This window comes from Priestia sp. SRI_019 (assembly GCF_057586255.1).
Genome location: NZ_JBYCZN010000001.1, coordinates 1,275,598 through 1,292,212 on the forward strand (window position 1 = coordinate 1,275,598; position 16,615 = coordinate 1,292,212).

Annotated in this window: 21 protein-coding genes; 15 read left to right on the forward strand and 6 right to left on the reverse strand. The window is 37.2% G+C overall.

Going from position 1 to position 16,615, the window contains the following annotated elements:
• Window positions 1-88 precede the first annotated feature (88 nt).
• The gene (locus AC2YJL_RS06745; protein WP_230933176.1) at window positions 89-805 is read left to right on the forward strand and encodes a nucleotidyltransferase domain-containing protein; all 717 of its coding nucleotides are present in this window, start codon (window positions 89-91) and stop codon (window positions 803-805) included.
• Between the two features lie 83 nt (window positions 806-888).
• Here the strand turns inward: AC2YJL_RS06745 and AC2YJL_RS06750 are convergent, their stop codons facing one another.
• Window positions 889-1,632, reverse strand: coding sequence for an SDR family NAD(P)-dependent oxidoreductase (locus AC2YJL_RS06750; protein ID WP_050690431.1), 744 nt, complete (start codon window positions 1,630-1,632; stop codon window positions 889-891).
• Between the two features lie 117 nt (window positions 1,633-1,749).
• Here AC2YJL_RS06750 and AC2YJL_RS06755 point away from each other — a divergent pair, with 117 nt between their 5' ends.
• A complete protein-coding gene (locus tag AC2YJL_RS06755) occupies window positions 1,750-2,592 on the forward strand; it encodes a LysR family transcriptional regulator (RefSeq protein WP_195696344.1) in 843 nt (280 codons plus the stop codon).
• Window positions 2,593-2,676: 84 nt separating this feature from the next.
• Here the strand turns inward: AC2YJL_RS06755 and AC2YJL_RS06760 are convergent, their stop codons facing one another.
• The gene (locus AC2YJL_RS06760) at window positions 2,677-3,006 is read right to left on the reverse strand and encodes a four-helix bundle copper-binding protein (RefSeq protein ID WP_195696345.1); all 330 of its coding nucleotides are present in this window, start codon (window positions 3,004-3,006) and stop codon (window positions 2,677-2,679) included.
• 153 nt (window positions 3,007-3,159) lie between these two features.
• Between AC2YJL_RS06760 and AC2YJL_RS06765 the strand changes: the two genes are divergently transcribed.
• Window positions 3,160-3,873 carry a DUF4396 domain-containing protein gene (locus tag AC2YJL_RS06765; RefSeq protein ID WP_230933175.1) on the forward strand — a complete coding sequence of 238 codons (714 nt, stop codon included), beginning with the start codon at window positions 3,160-3,162 and terminating at the stop codon, window positions 3,871-3,873.
• Window positions 3,874-3,993: 120 nt separating this feature from the next.
• Here AC2YJL_RS06765 and AC2YJL_RS06770 read toward each other — a convergent pair whose 3' ends face one another.
• Window positions 3,994-4,536, reverse strand: a complete 543-nt coding sequence (locus AC2YJL_RS06770) for a recombinase family protein (protein WP_195696347.1) — start codon at window positions 4,534-4,536, stop codon at window positions 3,994-3,996.
• 231 nt (window positions 4,537-4,767) lie between these two features.
• Here AC2YJL_RS06770 and AC2YJL_RS06775 point away from each other — a divergent pair, with 231 nt between their 5' ends.
• The 3 genes from AC2YJL_RS06775 to AC2YJL_RS06785 all read left to right on the forward strand — a co-directional run bounded on the left by AC2YJL_RS06775 (window position 4,768) and on the right by AC2YJL_RS06785 (window position 7,454).
• On the forward strand, window positions 4,768-4,971 hold the full coding sequence (locus AC2YJL_RS06775) for an XRE family transcriptional regulator (protein WP_230933174.1): 204 nt from the start codon (window positions 4,768-4,770) through the stop codon (window positions 4,969-4,971).
• Window positions 4,972-5,178: 207 nt separating this feature from the next.
• A complete protein-coding gene (locus tag AC2YJL_RS06780; RefSeq protein ID WP_195696348.1) occupies window positions 5,179-6,645 on the forward strand; it encodes a SulP family inorganic anion transporter in 1,467 nt (488 codons plus the stop codon).
• 389 nt (window positions 6,646-7,034) lie between these two features.
• Entirely contained in the window at window positions 7,035-7,454 is a 420-nt protein-coding gene (locus tag AC2YJL_RS06785) for a GNAT family N-acetyltransferase (RefSeq protein WP_230933173.1), read from the forward strand.
• 270 nt (window positions 7,455-7,724) lie between these two features.
• Here the strand turns inward: AC2YJL_RS06785 and AC2YJL_RS06790 are convergent, their stop codons facing one another.
• The 3 genes from AC2YJL_RS06790 to AC2YJL_RS06800 are packed head-to-tail and all read right to left on the reverse strand — an operon-like array spanning window position 7,725 to window position 8,944.
• Window positions 7,725-7,943: a helix-turn-helix domain-containing protein gene (locus AC2YJL_RS06790; RefSeq protein WP_195696350.1), complete on the reverse strand. Its 219-nt coding sequence runs from the start codon at window positions 7,941-7,943 to the stop codon at window positions 7,725-7,727.
• Between the two features lie 10 nt (window positions 7,944-7,953).
• Window positions 7,954-8,433 (reverse strand): DUF2975 domain-containing protein, encoded by a 480-nt coding sequence (locus AC2YJL_RS06795; RefSeq protein WP_028409470.1) that lies wholly within the window; start codon window positions 8,431-8,433, stop codon window positions 7,954-7,956.
• Between the two features lie 28 nt (window positions 8,434-8,461).
• Entirely contained in the window at window positions 8,462-8,944 is a 483-nt protein-coding gene (locus AC2YJL_RS06800) for a DUF2975 domain-containing protein (RefSeq protein WP_097822908.1), read from the reverse strand.
• Window positions 8,945-9,509: 565 nt separating this feature from the next.
• On the opposite strand from AC2YJL_RS06800, the gene AC2YJL_RS06805 reads away from it, so the two are divergent.
• The 9 genes from AC2YJL_RS06805 to AC2YJL_RS06845 all read left to right on the forward strand — a co-directional run bounded on the left by AC2YJL_RS06805 (window position 9,510) and on the right by AC2YJL_RS06845 (window position 16,428).
• Window positions 9,510-9,821 (forward strand): hypothetical protein, encoded by a 312-nt coding sequence (locus AC2YJL_RS06805; RefSeq protein WP_195696351.1) that lies wholly within the window; start codon window positions 9,510-9,512, stop codon window positions 9,819-9,821.
• A 149-nt stretch (window positions 9,822-9,970) separates the two neighbouring features.
• On the forward strand, window positions 9,971-10,498 hold the full coding sequence (locus AC2YJL_RS06810; protein ID WP_195696352.1) for an RNA polymerase sigma factor: 528 nt from the start codon (window positions 9,971-9,973) through the stop codon (window positions 10,496-10,498).
• The gene (locus AC2YJL_RS06815) at window positions 10,482-11,561 is read left to right on the forward strand and encodes a DUF4030 domain-containing protein (protein WP_230933170.1); all 1,080 of its coding nucleotides are present in this window, start codon (window positions 10,482-10,484) and stop codon (window positions 11,559-11,561) included. Before AC2YJL_RS06810 ends, AC2YJL_RS06815 begins: the two co-directional genes overlap by 17 nt.
• Window positions 11,562-11,628: 67 nt before the next feature.
• Window positions 11,629-11,892, forward strand: a complete 264-nt coding sequence (locus tag AC2YJL_RS06820) for a YesK family protein (RefSeq protein WP_195696354.1) — start codon at window positions 11,629-11,631, stop codon at window positions 11,890-11,892.
• A gap of 63 nt (window positions 11,893-11,955) precedes the next feature.
• Window positions 11,956-12,681 carry an ABC transporter ATP-binding protein gene (locus AC2YJL_RS06825; RefSeq protein ID WP_369361228.1) on the forward strand — a complete coding sequence of 242 codons (726 nt, stop codon included), beginning with the start codon at window positions 11,956-11,958 and terminating at the stop codon, window positions 12,679-12,681.
• Complete coding sequence (locus AC2YJL_RS06830) at window positions 12,678-13,505, forward strand: DUF2705 family protein (RefSeq protein ID WP_369361227.1); 828 nt, start codon at window positions 12,678-12,680, stop codon at window positions 13,503-13,505. Before AC2YJL_RS06825 ends, AC2YJL_RS06830 begins: the two co-directional genes overlap by 4 nt.
• A gap of 13 nt (window positions 13,506-13,518) precedes the next feature.
• Window positions 13,519-14,292, forward strand: a complete 774-nt coding sequence (locus AC2YJL_RS06835; RefSeq protein WP_195696357.1) for an ABC transporter permease — start codon at window positions 13,519-13,521, stop codon at window positions 14,290-14,292.
• A 7-nt stretch (window positions 14,293-14,299) separates the two neighbouring features.
• Window positions 14,300-14,977 carry a response regulator transcription factor gene (locus tag AC2YJL_RS06840; RefSeq protein ID WP_195696358.1) on the forward strand — a complete coding sequence of 226 codons (678 nt, stop codon included), beginning with the start codon at window positions 14,300-14,302 and terminating at the stop codon, window positions 14,975-14,977.
• Window positions 14,965-16,428, forward strand: coding sequence for a sensor histidine kinase (locus AC2YJL_RS06845; protein ID WP_230933166.1), 1,464 nt, complete (start codon window positions 14,965-14,967; stop codon window positions 16,426-16,428). The genes AC2YJL_RS06840 and AC2YJL_RS06845 overlap by 13 nt, the downstream gene beginning before the upstream one ends.
• Window positions 16,429-16,615: the final 187 nt, after the last annotated feature.

The window sequence follows — 16,615 nt, forward strand, 5'->3', positions numbered from 1 at the left end:
GAAGGTTCAATAAATAAGAATTTATTTTTAAAGGAATTTCCACGTTCTAACCAGAAAAACCATATATATTGTTTTCTGGAGGAATACGATGAAAGAGCTAAAAAGGTTAGAACCGCTGCAAGCAGCTACACAATTCATTCTTAAACATTACCCTAACTGTCAAGGTGCATTACTCGCCGGGAGCGTGGTGAGAGGGGAAGCTACGCACACGTCAGACCTTGATCTTGTTATTTTTGATGATAATTTTACTTCTTCTTTTAGAGAGTCCCTCATTGAATTTGGATGGGCAATTGAAGTTTTTGCTCATAATCTGACTTCATACCAATCCTTTTTTAAAAGCGACTGTAAGAGGGCTAGACCCTCACTCCCAAGAATGATTTCCGAGGGAATTATTTTAGAGGATAAAGGAGTGATGCAGGCTATAAAAAAAGAAGCTGCGCAATTACTAGAAAAAGGCCCGGAAAAGTGGCCGGAAGAGACGATTAGATTAAAAAGATATTTTATAAGTGATGCCTTAGATGATTTAATTGGTTCTTCAAATACAGGTGAATCACTTTTTATTGCTAACACGCTCGCTTACATAATGCACGAATTTGTTTTAAGAACAAACGGTCATTGGATCGGGGATTCTAAATGGATTGTCCGGTCTTTGAATGACTATAATGAACGCTTTAGCAAAGAGTTTGTAGAGGCATTTGATACCTTTTATAAAACAGGAAATAAAGATAAAGTAATTCAACTGGTGGATAAAGTGTTAGAACCACATGGGGGCCGGCTGTTTGAAGGATTTTCACTGGGGAAATAGAGGTTGAATCAGTAGCCTTGTTAGAACCCCACTACTATTGCTTGCTAGTAGTGAGGTTCTTTTTTATGAATATTCACGTATGCTTAAAGAGTTTGCCCGTTATCAATCGTAAATACTTGGCCCGTCACAGACTCTTGCTTTAACTGAAACAGAATAGCATCCGCGATATCTTCAGGAGAAGAAATACGCTGAAGAGGTAGATTTCCTGCAAGCTGATACATTTTATCTTCGTTGTCAGCCCACCATCTTGTGTTGACTGCACCAGGAGAGATGCAGTTTACTCGAATATGTGGTGCTAAGGCAATGGCTAACGACTTAGTCATCGTATGAATTGCTGCTTTTGTTGCTGCATAGGGAATAGAGGAGCCGATTCCAGTTGTACCCGCAACGCTTCCTACATTAACAATCGCCCCTGACTTTTGCTTTTTCATATGTGGAACGGCTGCTTTTACACAGTGAAACATGCCTTTTACGTTTATATCATATAAAGAGTCCCATACGTCATCCGTTGCAGACTCTAAGTCATTCATCGGGATTTGAGCTGTAATACTAGCGTTATTCACTAAACCATCTAATCGTCCAAATTGTGCAATGGTTTGATGAATCATTTCATTCACTTCGTGCTCGTTGGCTACACTCGCTTTAAAAGCAAAAGCCATGCTTCCTTTTTCTATAATCTCCTCCACAACTTTTTTCGCTTCTGTTTCTGAACGGCTGTAGTTTATCACAAGTTTCGCGCCCATGTCAGCTAACTTTAAAGCCGTTGCTTTGCCTATACCAGTGCCGCCGCCCGTAATAATAAATACTTTATTTTTAAAATCGATCATTTCTATAAACCTTCCTTTCTCTTAACATCTTTTATTATATCTTCGGTGGAAAAAAGGATATAATAGGTAATACTAAGAGAGGTATCATTTAAAATGATATCAGCGGAGGAATTAAAATTGGAAAGCCAAGACTTACGAATGTTCAAATGTGTGGCAGAAGCAAAGTCACTATCAAAAGCTGCGGAGATATTAGGATATGTGCAGCCGCATATCAGCCAGCGGATTAAAAATCTAGAGGAAGAATTAGACACCAAATTATTGATACGCACGAATCGAGGAGTCACGTTAACAAATGAAGGGGAAGCTTTGTTTAAATACGCCCAGCGTATTTTACGTTTAATGGAAGAAGCTAAAGCAGAAGTTAACCCTAACAAGTTTAAAAGATCCTTGACCATTGGCGCCTCGCAGACCGTCTCTGCTACTAAAGTTCCTTCTTTATTTTCATCTTTTCTGAAAGAACACCAAGGTATTGAAGTTAAAATAAAAACAGATAGAAAACAAGTCTTACAAGAAATGCTTTCGTACGGGGAAATTGACGGACTTTTTCTTAGCGGTACCTATAATGAGGCTCAGTTTGAAACAGTTTATCACTATGCAGAAAAAATGGTGCTTATCTCACCTCGATATGAAGCTAGAGAAGGAAAAGACCAACCAACGCTACTCATCAATAGTGATGGAAACTGCATCTATAGAAACAGACTATTAGAGTTTTCAAAGAAACATCATATACAGAAAGCCAACATTATGGAATTTGATTCATTAGAAGCTATTTTACAAGGCGTCCGTGATGGACTAGGCATGAGTGTAGTCCCCGCTAGCGTAGTAAATTCTCGTGGTGATATAAAAAACAGTGAATGCCAAGAGCTTTCAGAAGACGTTTATATTGATTTTGTAGTAAAGAAAGGGAAGCAGCGCTCGCAAAGTCTTAAAAAGTTTACCCATTTTTTAGAGAGTCTATAGATCTTCTCTTCCCATATCACTAAAAAGAACCCTTAATGCCTGAAATGCGCTTCAAGGGTTCTAAATTTTTTTGTGTTCCTAAGATTATGCAGCTAATTTTCTACATTCATCCGCGCATTTCAAGCAGGCTTCCGCACATTTTTGACAGTGATCATGATCGTGTTTCTTACACTCATTTCCGCATTTTTCGCAAATTTCTGCGCAAACTCCAGCCAGTTCAGCAACGAAAGGAGTTCTTCTTTCTAGAGCTTGTTCCAAATATCCACAAATATCTGCACATTCTCGGTCAAAACGGATACAGTCCACCATCATACCCACATTTTCTTCTTTTAGACAAGCATCAAAACAGTGGTTGCAGGCACTCATACAGTCATGCAGCGTTTGAATAACGGTTTGATAATTTTCGTTAGACATTGTAAAATTCCTCCTTATTTTTTCTTCTCTCTATTACATTAGACTATCGTTTAGTTTAGTAAACATAATAAAAATGAGCAGGTAATCTTCCATGTTTAAATATAGGGGTAGAGGGTATGTGGTTGATACATAAACCCTAAAGGAGTGTAGCACATGAGCTGGCTAGAAATACTTTCTTACATAGCTATTGCAATCGGACTTATTCAATTTTTAGTTATTACAATCGACGTGATCAAGCATCCGCAGATGATGTTTGTGATGAATATTGTGTGGCCTATTACGGGACTATATTTTCCTGTCGCCGGGATATGGTTTTACTTGAAATTAGGACGTAAAGATCGAAAAAAACACGCTCATGCTCATCATTCCTCTGAGCATATGCATGATAACCATGAAGGTCATCATGAGCACCACCATAGTAAAAAGCCTTTTTGGCAAAGTGTTTTTGTATCTACGACCCACTGCAGCAGCGGGTGCTCGATTGGAGATTTAATTGGTGCACCGATTGTATTTTTAACAGGGTGGACGATTGCTGGAAGCGTACTTTTTGCGGATTACGTAGTGGAATTTATTCTCGCTTATATAGCCGGAATTGCTTTTCAATACTACGGTATGAGTATGAAAGATAATAGCTCAAAAGATGAGTTGAAAAATGCGGTAAAAGCCGATACATGGTCGCTTATTGCGTTTGAAATCGGCATGTTTGGCTGGATGGCTTTATCACATTATGTCTTTTTTGCACAGGCACCTAAACCAGACAGCGCGGTCTTTTGGTTTATGATGCAAATTGCCATGATCATTGGCTTTTGTACGAGCTATCCAGCTAACTGGGTACTTGTTAAAAAAGGAGTAAAACATACGATGTAAACATGTTGGTGAAAGCTATTATGTAATTAGTAGGAATTAATAAAATGGATACTAAAACTCTAAAAAAGACGGCCTTTTACCGAATAAAAGGCCGTCTTTTTTGCATGTGTTTTTACTGCTTCAGTTATCTAAGTAACGGTATAAAGTCGTCTTGCTTATACCTGTAGCTTCCGTTATTTGAGCAATCGTATAGTTTTTACTCCAGTACATGTCAAGCGCTCGGTGGACGTTATAATCAGGCTTTTTTGGTCGGCCGCCGCTTTTTCCTTTTGATTTTGCTTCTTGAAGACCGGCTTTTGTGCGCTCGCTGATGACGTCATGCTGAAATTCTCCAATACGTTTAATAGTACTGAAAAAGGTTTTTCCTTGTGACGTGGACGTATCAACGTCATCCAAAATGGATACAAAGTGAACGCCATTGTCAAAAAGATACTCAATTAATTCAATGAGGTGCCGAGTAGAGTCTGCAATGCAGTAAAATTTATACACAACGACTGTATCGCCCGGCTGAAGCGAGGCTACCATCTCATCAAATTCTACTCTTTTCTTTATGGAGTTTGTTTTTTCTTGATAAATTTTATCGCAATTAAAAGGCTGCAATGCCTGTAACTGTTTGTCCACATTTTCATCTTCGCTATATGGACGGGTATAACCAATAATCACTACACCATCTCCTGCACGGATTGTTTATTTATATTTACCTATTGTACCAAATTCCCTCCACCCATAACATTTCTTTTCAGTATAGAAAGAAGTGCAGTTCCAAAAAAGATCGTTTTTGGGACAAAAAAAGATAGACATTTTGTTTTAGGTCTGCTAGAGTTTTAGTTGTTAACAGCGTCTCGGCTTCTATGAGAGTTGGAAGCCACTTATAAAAGAAAAGCGAGGTGTAATATGGATAAAGAGACCCTTAAGCTAATTCGAAAAAGCTACAATTTAAATCAGCGGAATTTTGCTAAAATGGTAAACTGTAGCTTTTCACTCATTGCGTTAGTGGAAGTTGAGAAGAGAAGAGTCACACAGGACTTGGAGAATAAAGTGAAAAAAGCGTTTGGATTAAATGAGGAAAAAATAAAGGAGCTGACTTCATCGTTTTAATAAAAGCGTTTCATGTACGTAAATATAATACTTGAGGAAGATGGGACATGCTTGCCTGTTTTCACTCGTTTTTTATATATTAAAAGTACCATAAACGTACCATTTAGGTTCTATTCATTTTCTATTTTACTACTTTTATTATTCAAAATCTAGACAAGCGTACAGTAGACGCTTATGACTATAGAGAGAAAGGTGTTTTTTGTTATCATGTTCAATAAATTAAAAACGGAGTGGTTTGGCAACGTGAAAGGAGATGTCCTTTCAGGTATTGTCGTAGCGCTTGCGCTTATTCCTGAAGCCATTGCTTTTTCTATTATTGCCGGGGTAGATCCGATGGTGGGCTTACACGCATCTTTTTGTATCGCCGTTGTAATGGCCTTTGTAGGAGGGCGTCCTGCCATGATTTCAGCAGCTACCGGTGCGATGGCCCTGCTGATGGTGACACTAGTAAAAGAACATGGAATGGAGTATTTATGGGCAACGACTATTTTGACGGGTGTGATTCAACTCCTGTTTGGCATTTTTAAAATTGCTCGCTTTATGAAATTTATTCCTCGCTCCGTGATGGTTGGGTTTGTGAACGCATTAGCTATTCTAATTTTTATGGCACAAGTTCCGCACTTCGTAGGAATTTCAGCAATGACGTATGTGTTTGTTGCGTTAACTCTTGTCATTATTTACGTGTTACCGCGCTTTACAAAAGCAGTGCCTTCTCCATTAGTAGCCATTGTCGTTATGACAATTGCAGCTATTTTAGGAGGATTCAATTTGCGTACAGTAGGAGACTTGGGGGAGATTACAAAGTCACTGCCGATCTTTTCTATTCCTAACGTTCCTTGGAATATGGAAACACTGTCCATTATCTTTCCAACAGCGCTAGGGCTGTCCATTGTCGGATTAACGGAATCGCTGCTAACGGCATCGATTGTGGACGATATGACAGATACGTCGAGTAACAAGAACCAAGAAAGCAGAGGGCAAGGGATTGCTAATATCGTCGTTGGTTTCTTTGGCGGCATGGCCGGCTGTGCGATGATTGGTCAAACCGTTATTAATGTAAAATCAGGCGGACGCGGTCGTTTATCAACGTTTGTAGCAGGTCTATTTCTAATGTTTCTCATCTTGGTGCTCGGCGACTGGGTTGTCAAAATTCCAATGGCTGCACTAGCAGGCGTTATGATTATGGTATCGATCGGAACATTCGACTGGTCTTCACTTCGAACGCTAACGAAAGTTCCGTTAACCGATACCGTCGTGATGCTTGTTACCGTGATTACGGTTGTAGCAACCCACGATTTATCAAAAGGAGTTATTGCCGGGGTTATTTTAAGCGCAGTTTTCTTTGCAGGGAAAATTTCCAAGCTAGACGTGTCAGCAAAAGAGTCAGAACACCAAACGGTCTACAAGGTAAAAGGTCAGCTGTTCTTTGCCTCTGTAGAAGACTTTGTTAACTCATTTTCGTTTACAGAAAAACAAGAACAAATTCTGATTGATTTTTCAGAAGCACATATTTGGGATGACTCAGCCGTAGCGGCCATTGATAAAATTGTACTGAAGTTAAAAGAACAAACATCTGCTGAAGTGAAGCTGACAGGTTTAAATGATGTAAGTGAAGAGCTGCTTCAAAGATTAGCGACTTATAATAAGCCGAACGTGAGGGCTTCGGCTCATTGATACAGTGATAATTCCTAGGTTCAAATCATATATGATTTGAACCTTTTTTAGTTTTCTTTACCAGTCTATATAGTTTTGGAAGACTAGAAAACCAAGCAGTATAAAGAAGGCAAAAACAAATAAGGCTTCGGCAGAATGTTGTCTTTCCGCTTTTTTACGTTTATTTTTTCTCTATATTTCCATTGAACGTTTCTTCTTTTCGAATCCAGTTTCATATATAGACTCCTTAAACGATTTCATATAAGTAATTTTACCATATTATTAAATATATGGTTTTTATGCCCTGGACAATCATAACTATCGGAATAATAAACGAATGGCTCATGCACCAAGGGATTTTATTTTCAAAGATCGAAATAGCTTATATAAAAATAAAAGGAGTAGATTCTATGAAGGTTTCCTTTTCAAATTCTATAGAAAATGTTGAGTGGACGAGAATGAAAGAAATTTATCACTCCGTAGGGTGGAAGAACCATGATGAAGAAAAGATCAAAAAAGTATTTCAATCAAGCAATGCAGTAGCGATTGCTTACGATGAAGATAACATAGCAGGGTTTGGCAGAGCTCTTTCAGACGGTGTATTTAATGCTGCGATTTATGATGTTGTGGTTGATGAGCACTATCAGTACAAAGGAATTGGCCAGCAAATTGTAGAAAACCTGCTGGCTCAGCTTAATGATATTTCCTGCGTTCATCTTGTTTCCACAGCGGGTAATGAAGAGTTTTATAAAAAAGCAGGGTTTCGTAAAATGAAAACCGGTATGGCTCGCTACTTAAGCCCTTCTTTAGCAGAAAAATATTTGCAATGAGCTATGCCTAAGATTGTCAACCGGGTGACATTTTAGAGTATGTACTAAATGAATAATAAAGAGGACGTAGAAAAATATAACGTGTTCTCTTTTGAGGTGTAAATATTGCAAATCACATCACACTTTTTGTTACCAATATTAGTATAATTCTCAATCGAGTTCTCTGATTGAATAGATCAATAAAAGCAGAGAAGGGACAGCAATTAAGCTGACCCTTCATTTTAATTTCAATACCTAATCCTCATGGTTGAAGGAATTTGTTGTCTTTTATTATGAATTGTCTTCGTCTCTTTTGTACTCTAAAATATCGCCTGGCTGACAATCCAAAGTCTTACATATTGCTTCTAATGTTGAAAAACGAACCGCTTTTGCTTTCCCATTTTTCAGGATGGAAAGATTCGCCATAGTAATTCCAACCCTCTCTGAAAGCTCCGTTACGCTCATTTTTCGTTTTGCTAACATCACATCAATATTAATAATAATTGCCATATCTTCCACCTCAGACCGTTAAATCATTTTCTGATTTTATGTTAATCGCTTCTTGCAAAAGTCTTTGGAGAACAGCAGCAAAAACTGCGATAACCAACGAAGCAAAAGGAATGACCATTCCAACAAAAATGAGACCTGGGGCATCGTCTTTATCTGCCACGAGATAATAGACGGGCAACCCTAAGACATGCAAACTACAGATAGAAATGGCGCAGTATTTGATGCTCATTAAAATTCGAACAGACAATTCGGAGAAAGCAATGTTCTTATCAATATAACTCAACAGTTTAACAGCTTGATAAAGGGCGAAGTAAAAAGGTAATGTTCCTCCATATAAAAGAATGAAAATGATATATTTTATGGAATGAATACCTAAGAACTCCGCTACCGCATCTGCCAGTTCAGGAACTAGAAATATGCACAAAGTGAGAACTAGAATTCCAATGAGAATAACTGCTATCTTCAAAAATAATGTGGTTGCTATCTTCATAAAAACACCTCTTCTATATTTCAAAATATTAATTGTTTTTTGTCTGTAAATCCATGACATTCTTTATAGGTTTTTGAAACACGTCTACAATGGCTGCGATGATACTTGTTGCCAAGATGCCCATTAGACCTAGAGATATTGGACCTGCTGCATCATCACCTGTGAATTGAGCATGCGCCCTTAAATAAACTATTGCTAACAAAATAAACAAAATGACAGTAAAAGTGCATTTTTTTATTACCTTCAAAGATTGAAGAGATAACTCAGAGAAAGCGTTATTCTTCTCGATATAGGTTAAAAGTTTAAAAGCTTGATAACACGCCAAAGAAAATGTAATACATATTCCATATGTACATACCAACAGTGGATATAACGAATAATCACCAGGACGCTCTATAGCATCTCTTCTGGCTGCTTCAGGCAACAAAAATATACATGCGGCAAGCACTGCAATTCCAATCAGAAAAATGATTACCTTTAAGAAAGTGGTAGAGCCTCGTTTAACATTCATAAAAAACACCTCACTTATTTAATAATAATACGAATTTAACATATGATTTATTGTTTTACAATAAAATGTTATTGTTTTTTATTATATTATTGTTGTTATTAAAATATCCTTTTAATTTTAAACAAAATAAAAAGCATTTCTCATTACAAAGAAATGCTCTTACTTTAGAAGGTTACATTTACAACTTTTTCAACAAAACTTCTTAACAGTTTAATAAAGTGAATCAACAACGAAAGATATCAGACCCTACTTAAAATAAATAATATCTTTAAAACTCACTAACTAATTCACTCAAATTCGAATAATTATTTCCATAGTGGAGAAGTTTTATGCGAATTCCTGCTTGAATTTGAGGGGGAATAGCAAATATACAAGTAATACAAGCAAATAAAAAACGTGAATTTACGCTAAAAGTGCATTATGAAAATAAATTTTGCCCCTTAGAAAAGAACCAGTAAATAAAAATCTATGTCTTCTTTTTCTGTGTGGTAGTAAGACTTTGTAATCTGTATATTTCAATTCAGTATTATATGGTATTATTTTCTTTAGTTAGGAGGTATTTGAAATGAGTATATCAAAAGAAAGTAAGCCGATTTTATTAACGATTATGTTACTGGCGGCTGCGTTTGTTGTATTTTTTGCAAATCGGCTGCTTCCCCAAAATTCAATTTTCCCAAGTGAAACCGGTGATTTGACCATTCTGCTGTGGCTGTTTTTTGCGATAGATATTGGCTTTATTGTGGCATTAGTTTTAGGAGTTCGAACAAAAAAGCCGAGCGTTGTGTGGTTTAGCATTATCGCAAACAGCATCTTTTTTGTGTTGCTTTCTGTTTTGATTTTTTTATTAGCAATTGCGAATGGGATTTCCGAGTCCTAAGCCTTTGGTTAATTAAAAATTTCATAGATTGTGATAGTAAAAGCTCTCTTAATTAGGAGAGTTTTTTTATTTTTGTAAATAAAAACCACAACTTTTTTATAAAAATTACGTCTAAGTAACGAATACTAGTTAAAAGGATGGTCAGGACATTGGAGAATACGAAAAAAGAAGAGATTGAGCGTTGGTATGATGAGCATAGTGACGCTTTATTCAAATTTATTTTGATGCTCGTAAAAGATTATCAGCAAGCTGAAGATTTGACCCATGAAACATTTGTAAAAGCCTATCTTTCCTATGATTTATTTCAGCAAAACGCTAGTGAAAAGACGTGGTTATTTCGTATTGCCCATAATGTAACGATTGATTATTTTCGAAAACAAAAGCCTACTAGTCTTTTAAAAGACTTTCTTCTTTCGAAAAAGGATCATGCTCGTTTACCCCAAGAAATGATTGAGCTTAGAGAAACTTCTCTAGAACTGTATCAAGCGTTAGGAAAGCTCAAAGATTCACATCGTAAAGTTATTTTACTGCGCAAAGTTCAAGGTTTTTCCGTTAAAGATACAGCTACTATTTTAGGCTGGTCTGAAAGCAAAGTAAAATCAGCGCAGTTCAGGGCAATTCCTGCTTTAAGAAAGCAGTTAGTAAAGGATGGATATGTATATGAAGAAACCGTTTAATTCTTATATAGATGACAATTCACTAGAAAAATTAAATGGGGAGTTGATTTGGGAACCAAAAAGAAAGCAAAAGCATAAACAAAGGCTTTTAGAAACAATAAATCAATTAGAATCTTCACAACTCGTAAAGTCTAAAAGTAATCTATTTTCTATCAAACAAAATCGCTTTTTAAGAAATATTGTATATTGTGGTATTGCCCTTTTTATTTTGAGCGGTGCGTTCATTAGTTCAGCATTTGTTTCTCCAGCAATGGCCCAAGTGGCTGCTAAAATCCCTTATGTAGGACAGCTTTTTAAGCAAAAGCCTGTATCCGATGTATTGTATCAAGAGCTTGAAAAAGAGGGATATAAAACGGCTAGCGTGGGGCAGACCTATTATGGAGGAAAAAAAGAATTAGTTGTATCAGTAGAAGGATCAGAGAAGTATTTTAATAAGGTACGAGGAGATATTACCGAGATTGCAACTGAAATCTTATCCAAAAGGAATTATGATGCCTATACGTTTAAAATTGAAAGAATGGAGCCGTATGTCTATACGGAACCGAATGCACAAGAGAAAAAAATTGAAAAGATTCAAACTGATATTTCTACAGAATTAGAGAAGCATCATTATGACTTTTTAATAGCTAACGTTAGTTATAATTCTCCGACAAGAGTAGAGCTGGAAATTCCTAATACAGAAAAGAGAGTAGAAGAAATAAAAGCCCTCATTCAGGCTGTTCTGGCTGAAAATAAAGCAGAGAATGCTTCCATAAAAATAAAGAAAATAAACCTTAAGAAACGTGACCAAGACAATCGATGGGGAACTATTGTTACGGATGTGGGTGAAGACTTACTAGGAAAAGAGAAATATCATGTAAAGATGGTAGGCTATTCTGTTCATCCCGCACCACAAGTATTTATCTACACTTCATTAAGCGTTTCTGAAGATAATAAGAAATTTGCCGATGAACTTAAAGGGATTATCGATGAATTTCTTGAAACAAAAGAAATGAAAAATAAAGTGAAAGGTGATTCGTACACAGTTGTGATTTATGGAAAAGGCAATAAGAAACTAAATTAAACACAGCACTTAAAAATTTTTCTATATATGTTCCTCAATAACAGATATTTTGAAAGGTTGATCGATTATGATGATAGGCGGTCCTTTACTTATTGCACTGCTGCCAGGTGTGCTTTTACTCCTTATAACCTGGCTGTTCAGAAAGATGAAGTGGAACAAGGTCATTAGAATGATTCCTTCAATGCTAACCGTTATTGCTGCCGCTGTTCTTTTTTATATTGGCTATGTAGAGGTAAGAGGCTTTGAAGGCGCTGGCTATTTGTTTTTATCTGTATTTTTGCTTTTATTCGCGCTTGTATCCTATATCGTAGCTAAAAAGCCTGTACAATAATTTTTATAAACTTTATAAATTCTTTATAAATCCCTCCTATACTACGTGTAGGGGGGATTTAATATGAAAAATATTATTTTAGAGGTAAAGAGCGTTTCTAAAAGAGTAAGGCGTTGCCACTTAGTAAAAGAAGTATCGTTTCAAATTAACGAAGGGGAAATATGTGGACTGCTAGGGCCAAACGGAGCTGGTAAAACGACGTTAATTCGTTTATTGACGGGGTTGATTAAACCAACTGGAGGAGAAGTTTTTATTAATAATAAACATATTGTTTCACAAAGAAAAGAAGCGCTGCAAAACGTTGGTGCAATTGTGGAGTCGCCCATCTTTTTTTCTTATATGACGGGGAAAGAAAACCTGGCAAACTTAGCTCGCCTGCATTCGTTTTCGACAAAACAAAAAAGGCAGCAAAGAGTGAAAGAAGTGCTTGATATTGTGGGATTAACCGGCAGAGAAAATGATAAAGTTCGAACGTATTCTCTTGGGATGAAGCAAAGGCTCGGAATTGCCCAAGCTCTCTTAGGTGACCCGGATTTGTTGATACTAGATGAGCCAGCCAACGGCTTAGATCCAATGGGCGTACGTGAACTGCGCGAGCTGCTTTTTACCTTAAAACGCGACTATAACAAAACGATTCTGATTTCTAGTCATTTGCTGGATGAATTACAGCGAGTATGTGATCAAATTGTGGTGATGAGAGAAGGAGAGTTAATATGGGACGGCGCTTTAGACCAGTTAGCATCTGGTAAAAATCTTGAAGATGCGTTTGTAGAGCTGGTGTCGCAATGAATGAGCTCTTAGTAGCGGAGTGGGAAAGACTTTGGAAACGAAAAGTGGCGTGGCTGACCTTTCTATTAGTGCCGGTAGTACTGTTAGCTGCTTCATCCTATCTCCAAAAAGAAAACGGAGCACTCACAGTCGATTTACCGCAGTATACGTTTGCGGGAAACTTTCCTGTACTGAGCTTAGCTGAAATGTTATTTACCGTTTTTAATGCCATGTTCTTAGTTTTTATTACGCTCGTTGTTACCGGCGAGTACCGGTCAGGACAGCTTCGAATGGTTATGATACGATCATATTCGTTTAAAGAAATCATCATCGCAAAAGCCATAGTGCTTCTGCTGTTTAATGCACTGTTTTTTATTACGTATTTTTGTATGAGCTATGTGATAGGCTTTTTAATGTTTGAACAGCCGCAAAGCTACTTTGTGTTTTATCACAGTCATGCTTTTAACATAAAAGAAGCGCTAGTATATAATCTTTCATTCTATGGATATGCCTACTTAACGACGATTGCGATATGCTGTGTGCTGTTTTTTATCTCTGTTATCAGCAAAACGACCACTGCGGCTGTTGGAATTGGCGTTGCTTTTATACTGATCTCGTTTTCGTATCCGACTTTATTAACGGGCTTTAAGCGGTGGATGAGTGAAGAGCTCTTTGGACAGCTATTTTTTACTTCCGTACCGATGATTCAATGGCAGGGGATTGCAGTCATGATGGCAGAAAAACCGCAGTTTGTTGGCTGGAATTTCGGCGTGTTAGGTTTTTATGTTCTGTTTTTTAGCGGTTTAACGTATGTAGCTATTCGAAAAAAAGAATCATTTCTATAAAAGGAGAGAAGACATGATGACAGGACTTTTTATCAGTGAATTAGAGCGAACGTTTAAACGAAAGAAAACGGCGGCTGTATTAGCCGTGTACGCAGGGTTACTTGCTTTTATTTGGTTCTTTTTATTTCGAATGGGAGGCACTTCGTTTTTCGATGCAGACCATGACGTGAAAATTGATTCTTTAAATTCCGCGCCTTTGTTTCTTCGAGAACTGTCGTTTGTTATTACGTTTATTGTCATTCCTATGTTTGTGGCAGATAGCTTTAACAGCGAGTACACGTCCGGAGCTTTGCGCATGGTATTGATTCGACCGCATCATCGTGTAAAGCTGTTTTTTGTAAAATGGGCCGTTCAATGTTTGTTAGTTTTTCTTATTCTTTGTATTACTTGGGGAGTGGGCACGTGTGTTGGGAAGCTAGCTATGCCTCACGTAAACGAAACAACATTTTTAGGCGGACATACGCTCGGGACTTTAGGGGCGTTCCTATATTCGCTGAAATTTTACGGCATTTGTTTTTGCATCTTTATAGCGGTTATTAGTATCGGGAGTATCCTGAGTGTTCTTATGCCTAATTCCATTTTATCTTACGTCGCAACTATTGGTGCTTTAATTGGAAGTGTGTATGTTTCAGATAAACTAAGCTTCTTTTTCTCCGTAACCGATTCTGTTTTTCATGAATTAAGCAGCTCAAGCTCTGAATTTTTAGTGAACCTATTATTTCCAATTTTAATCATTAGCCTTATAATAAACCTATTCGTATGGAAAAAGAAAGAATGGGTAGGGTGAACTGGAGATGAACCAAACAATTTTACTAGTGGACGACGAAAAAGACATTATTTCATTTATGAAAGATGCGCTGCAAGATGAAGGATATGAGGTGATGTTCGCTTACGAAGGACAGGAAGCGTTAAAAAAGTTAAAAATAAATCCAGATTTAATTGTGCTGGATGTGATGATGCCAGGCATGGATGGCTTTGCACTTTGTGAACTGATTCGAAAAAGCATATCATGTCCTATTATCTTTTTAAGCGCCAAGCAAACCGAGCAGGACAGAGTAAAAGGACTATTGGTCGGTGGAGATGATTATTTAGTTAAGCCTTTTAGCATGAAGGAACTAAAAGCTCGAATTTACGCCCATCTGCGCCGAGAGCAAAGAATTAACAGTAACTCCTATAACAGGCTTCATGTTGGAGAGTTAACGATTGATTTAAATGGCTATCAAATTTTACATAACAATGAAGTGATTCCGTTTACTTCAAGAGAATTTGAGATTATTCATTTCCTCGCTCTTCATCCAGGTCAGGTTTTTACACGTGAGCAGCTGTATGAAAAAGTTTGGGGCTACGACGCGGAAGGAGATTCATCTACTATTACAGAACACGTGAAAAAAATTAGAGCAAAACTATTAAAGTATGACGAAACGCCTTACATTTCAACGGTTTGGGGAATTGGCTACAAATGGGTAAAATAAAAAAATGGATGAACCGGGCGACGTTAAAAGCGCAGTTTGTTTTATCTTTTCATTTAATTTTGCTGTATAGCCTGCTTGCGACGCTTTTAACGTGGGGAATTGTCATCTTAGTGAACTGGTTTTTTATGCCCGGAGCATTGAATCCGGCGAATTATTATGAAAAGAAAATACCGAAAATTATCCAGTTTGTGAACGGAAAGGAAGATGCGCTTCTTTCTAAAAGTGCTAAAAATCAAGTAGAATCGGTTATTCCGCTAGAAGGAATGGATTATCAAATTATAAATAAAGAAGGACAAATCGTGTATGGGTCCATGTCCACTTCATACATAAAAAATAAACGGGATCTTTATTCTCAGGTCAATACAAATATCCATTCAGGTAAATATATTATAAAAGTCTATCCGCTTTTGGATTCAAAAGACGAAGTAAACGGGGCGATTGCTCTAAGATATCAATTAAATGTGACTTCGGCTAATCCAAATATTAAATGGATTGTTGCGCTTGTAACGTTTTTATCGCTAGCCAGTCCGTTTCTTTACTTTTACTTTTTTGCTTATTTGTTTGGAAGACGATTTAGCAAAAAAATTGAACGGCCTTTTAATGAGCTGATGACCGCAGCCAAAAATATTCAGCATAATAATTTAGATTTTTCGCTGTCCGTCACTCAAGACGCAAAAGAATTAAGTCAGCTGCTGCATGCCTTTGAAGAAATGCGAAAAGAATTAAAGCAATCGCTAGCTAAACAGTGGCAGCTAGAAGAAGACCGCAAAGATATGACGGCTGCGATTGCGCATGATTTACGAACGCCTCTTACGATTATTCACGGTCACACCGAAATTTTAGTAGAAGGAAGCAAAAAGGACCCCGAGAGGCTTAATCGATACTTACATACGATTTACACAAATACACAGCGTTCGATTCAACTATTAAATCAGCTGCAAGAAGTATCTGTCATAGAAAATCCGGGCTTTACTGTAAAGCGGGAACCTATTGATATCTATACATTTGTTCATGAGAAAGCGGACGAGTTTCAGCTTTTGTGTCAAAAAAAAGAGATTGCATTTGTATCTTCAATTAGTATAGAAGATGCATCCAATCAATTTTACGGAGATCCTCAGCGCATTTCTCAAGTATTAGATAATATCATCACAAACTGTATTCGCTACACGCCTGAACGAGGGGAGATAGCTTGGCATACCGTCGTTCATCACAGCGAAGTAATCTTTGAAATACATGATACGGGTCCTGGGTTTACGTTATCGAACAGAGATCAGCTGTTTAAAAAGTTTTACAGAGAAGATGCGTCAAGAGCAAGCGGCTACGGAAACTTAGGGCTAGGTCTTTATATTGCTCATTCCATTGTGAAAAATCACGGAGGAAGCATCACGGCCGATAATAAGGAGACGGGAGGAGCACTGTTTAAGATTGTTCTTCCAATGGGAAAGAAGTAAACGCGTAAAAAAAGAACCCTCAAAAAAGAGAGTTCCAAAAAGGGTAAGTAAGAAAGAAATATACATGTTCCTTTGGGGGGACTGCATCTGTACAGTAAAATTCATACCCGGTATGCATCTGTTAAAACGTTGAAAAATAATCCAATAATGTAAAAAATAGATCTGAATAGCTTTTATCATTTATAAA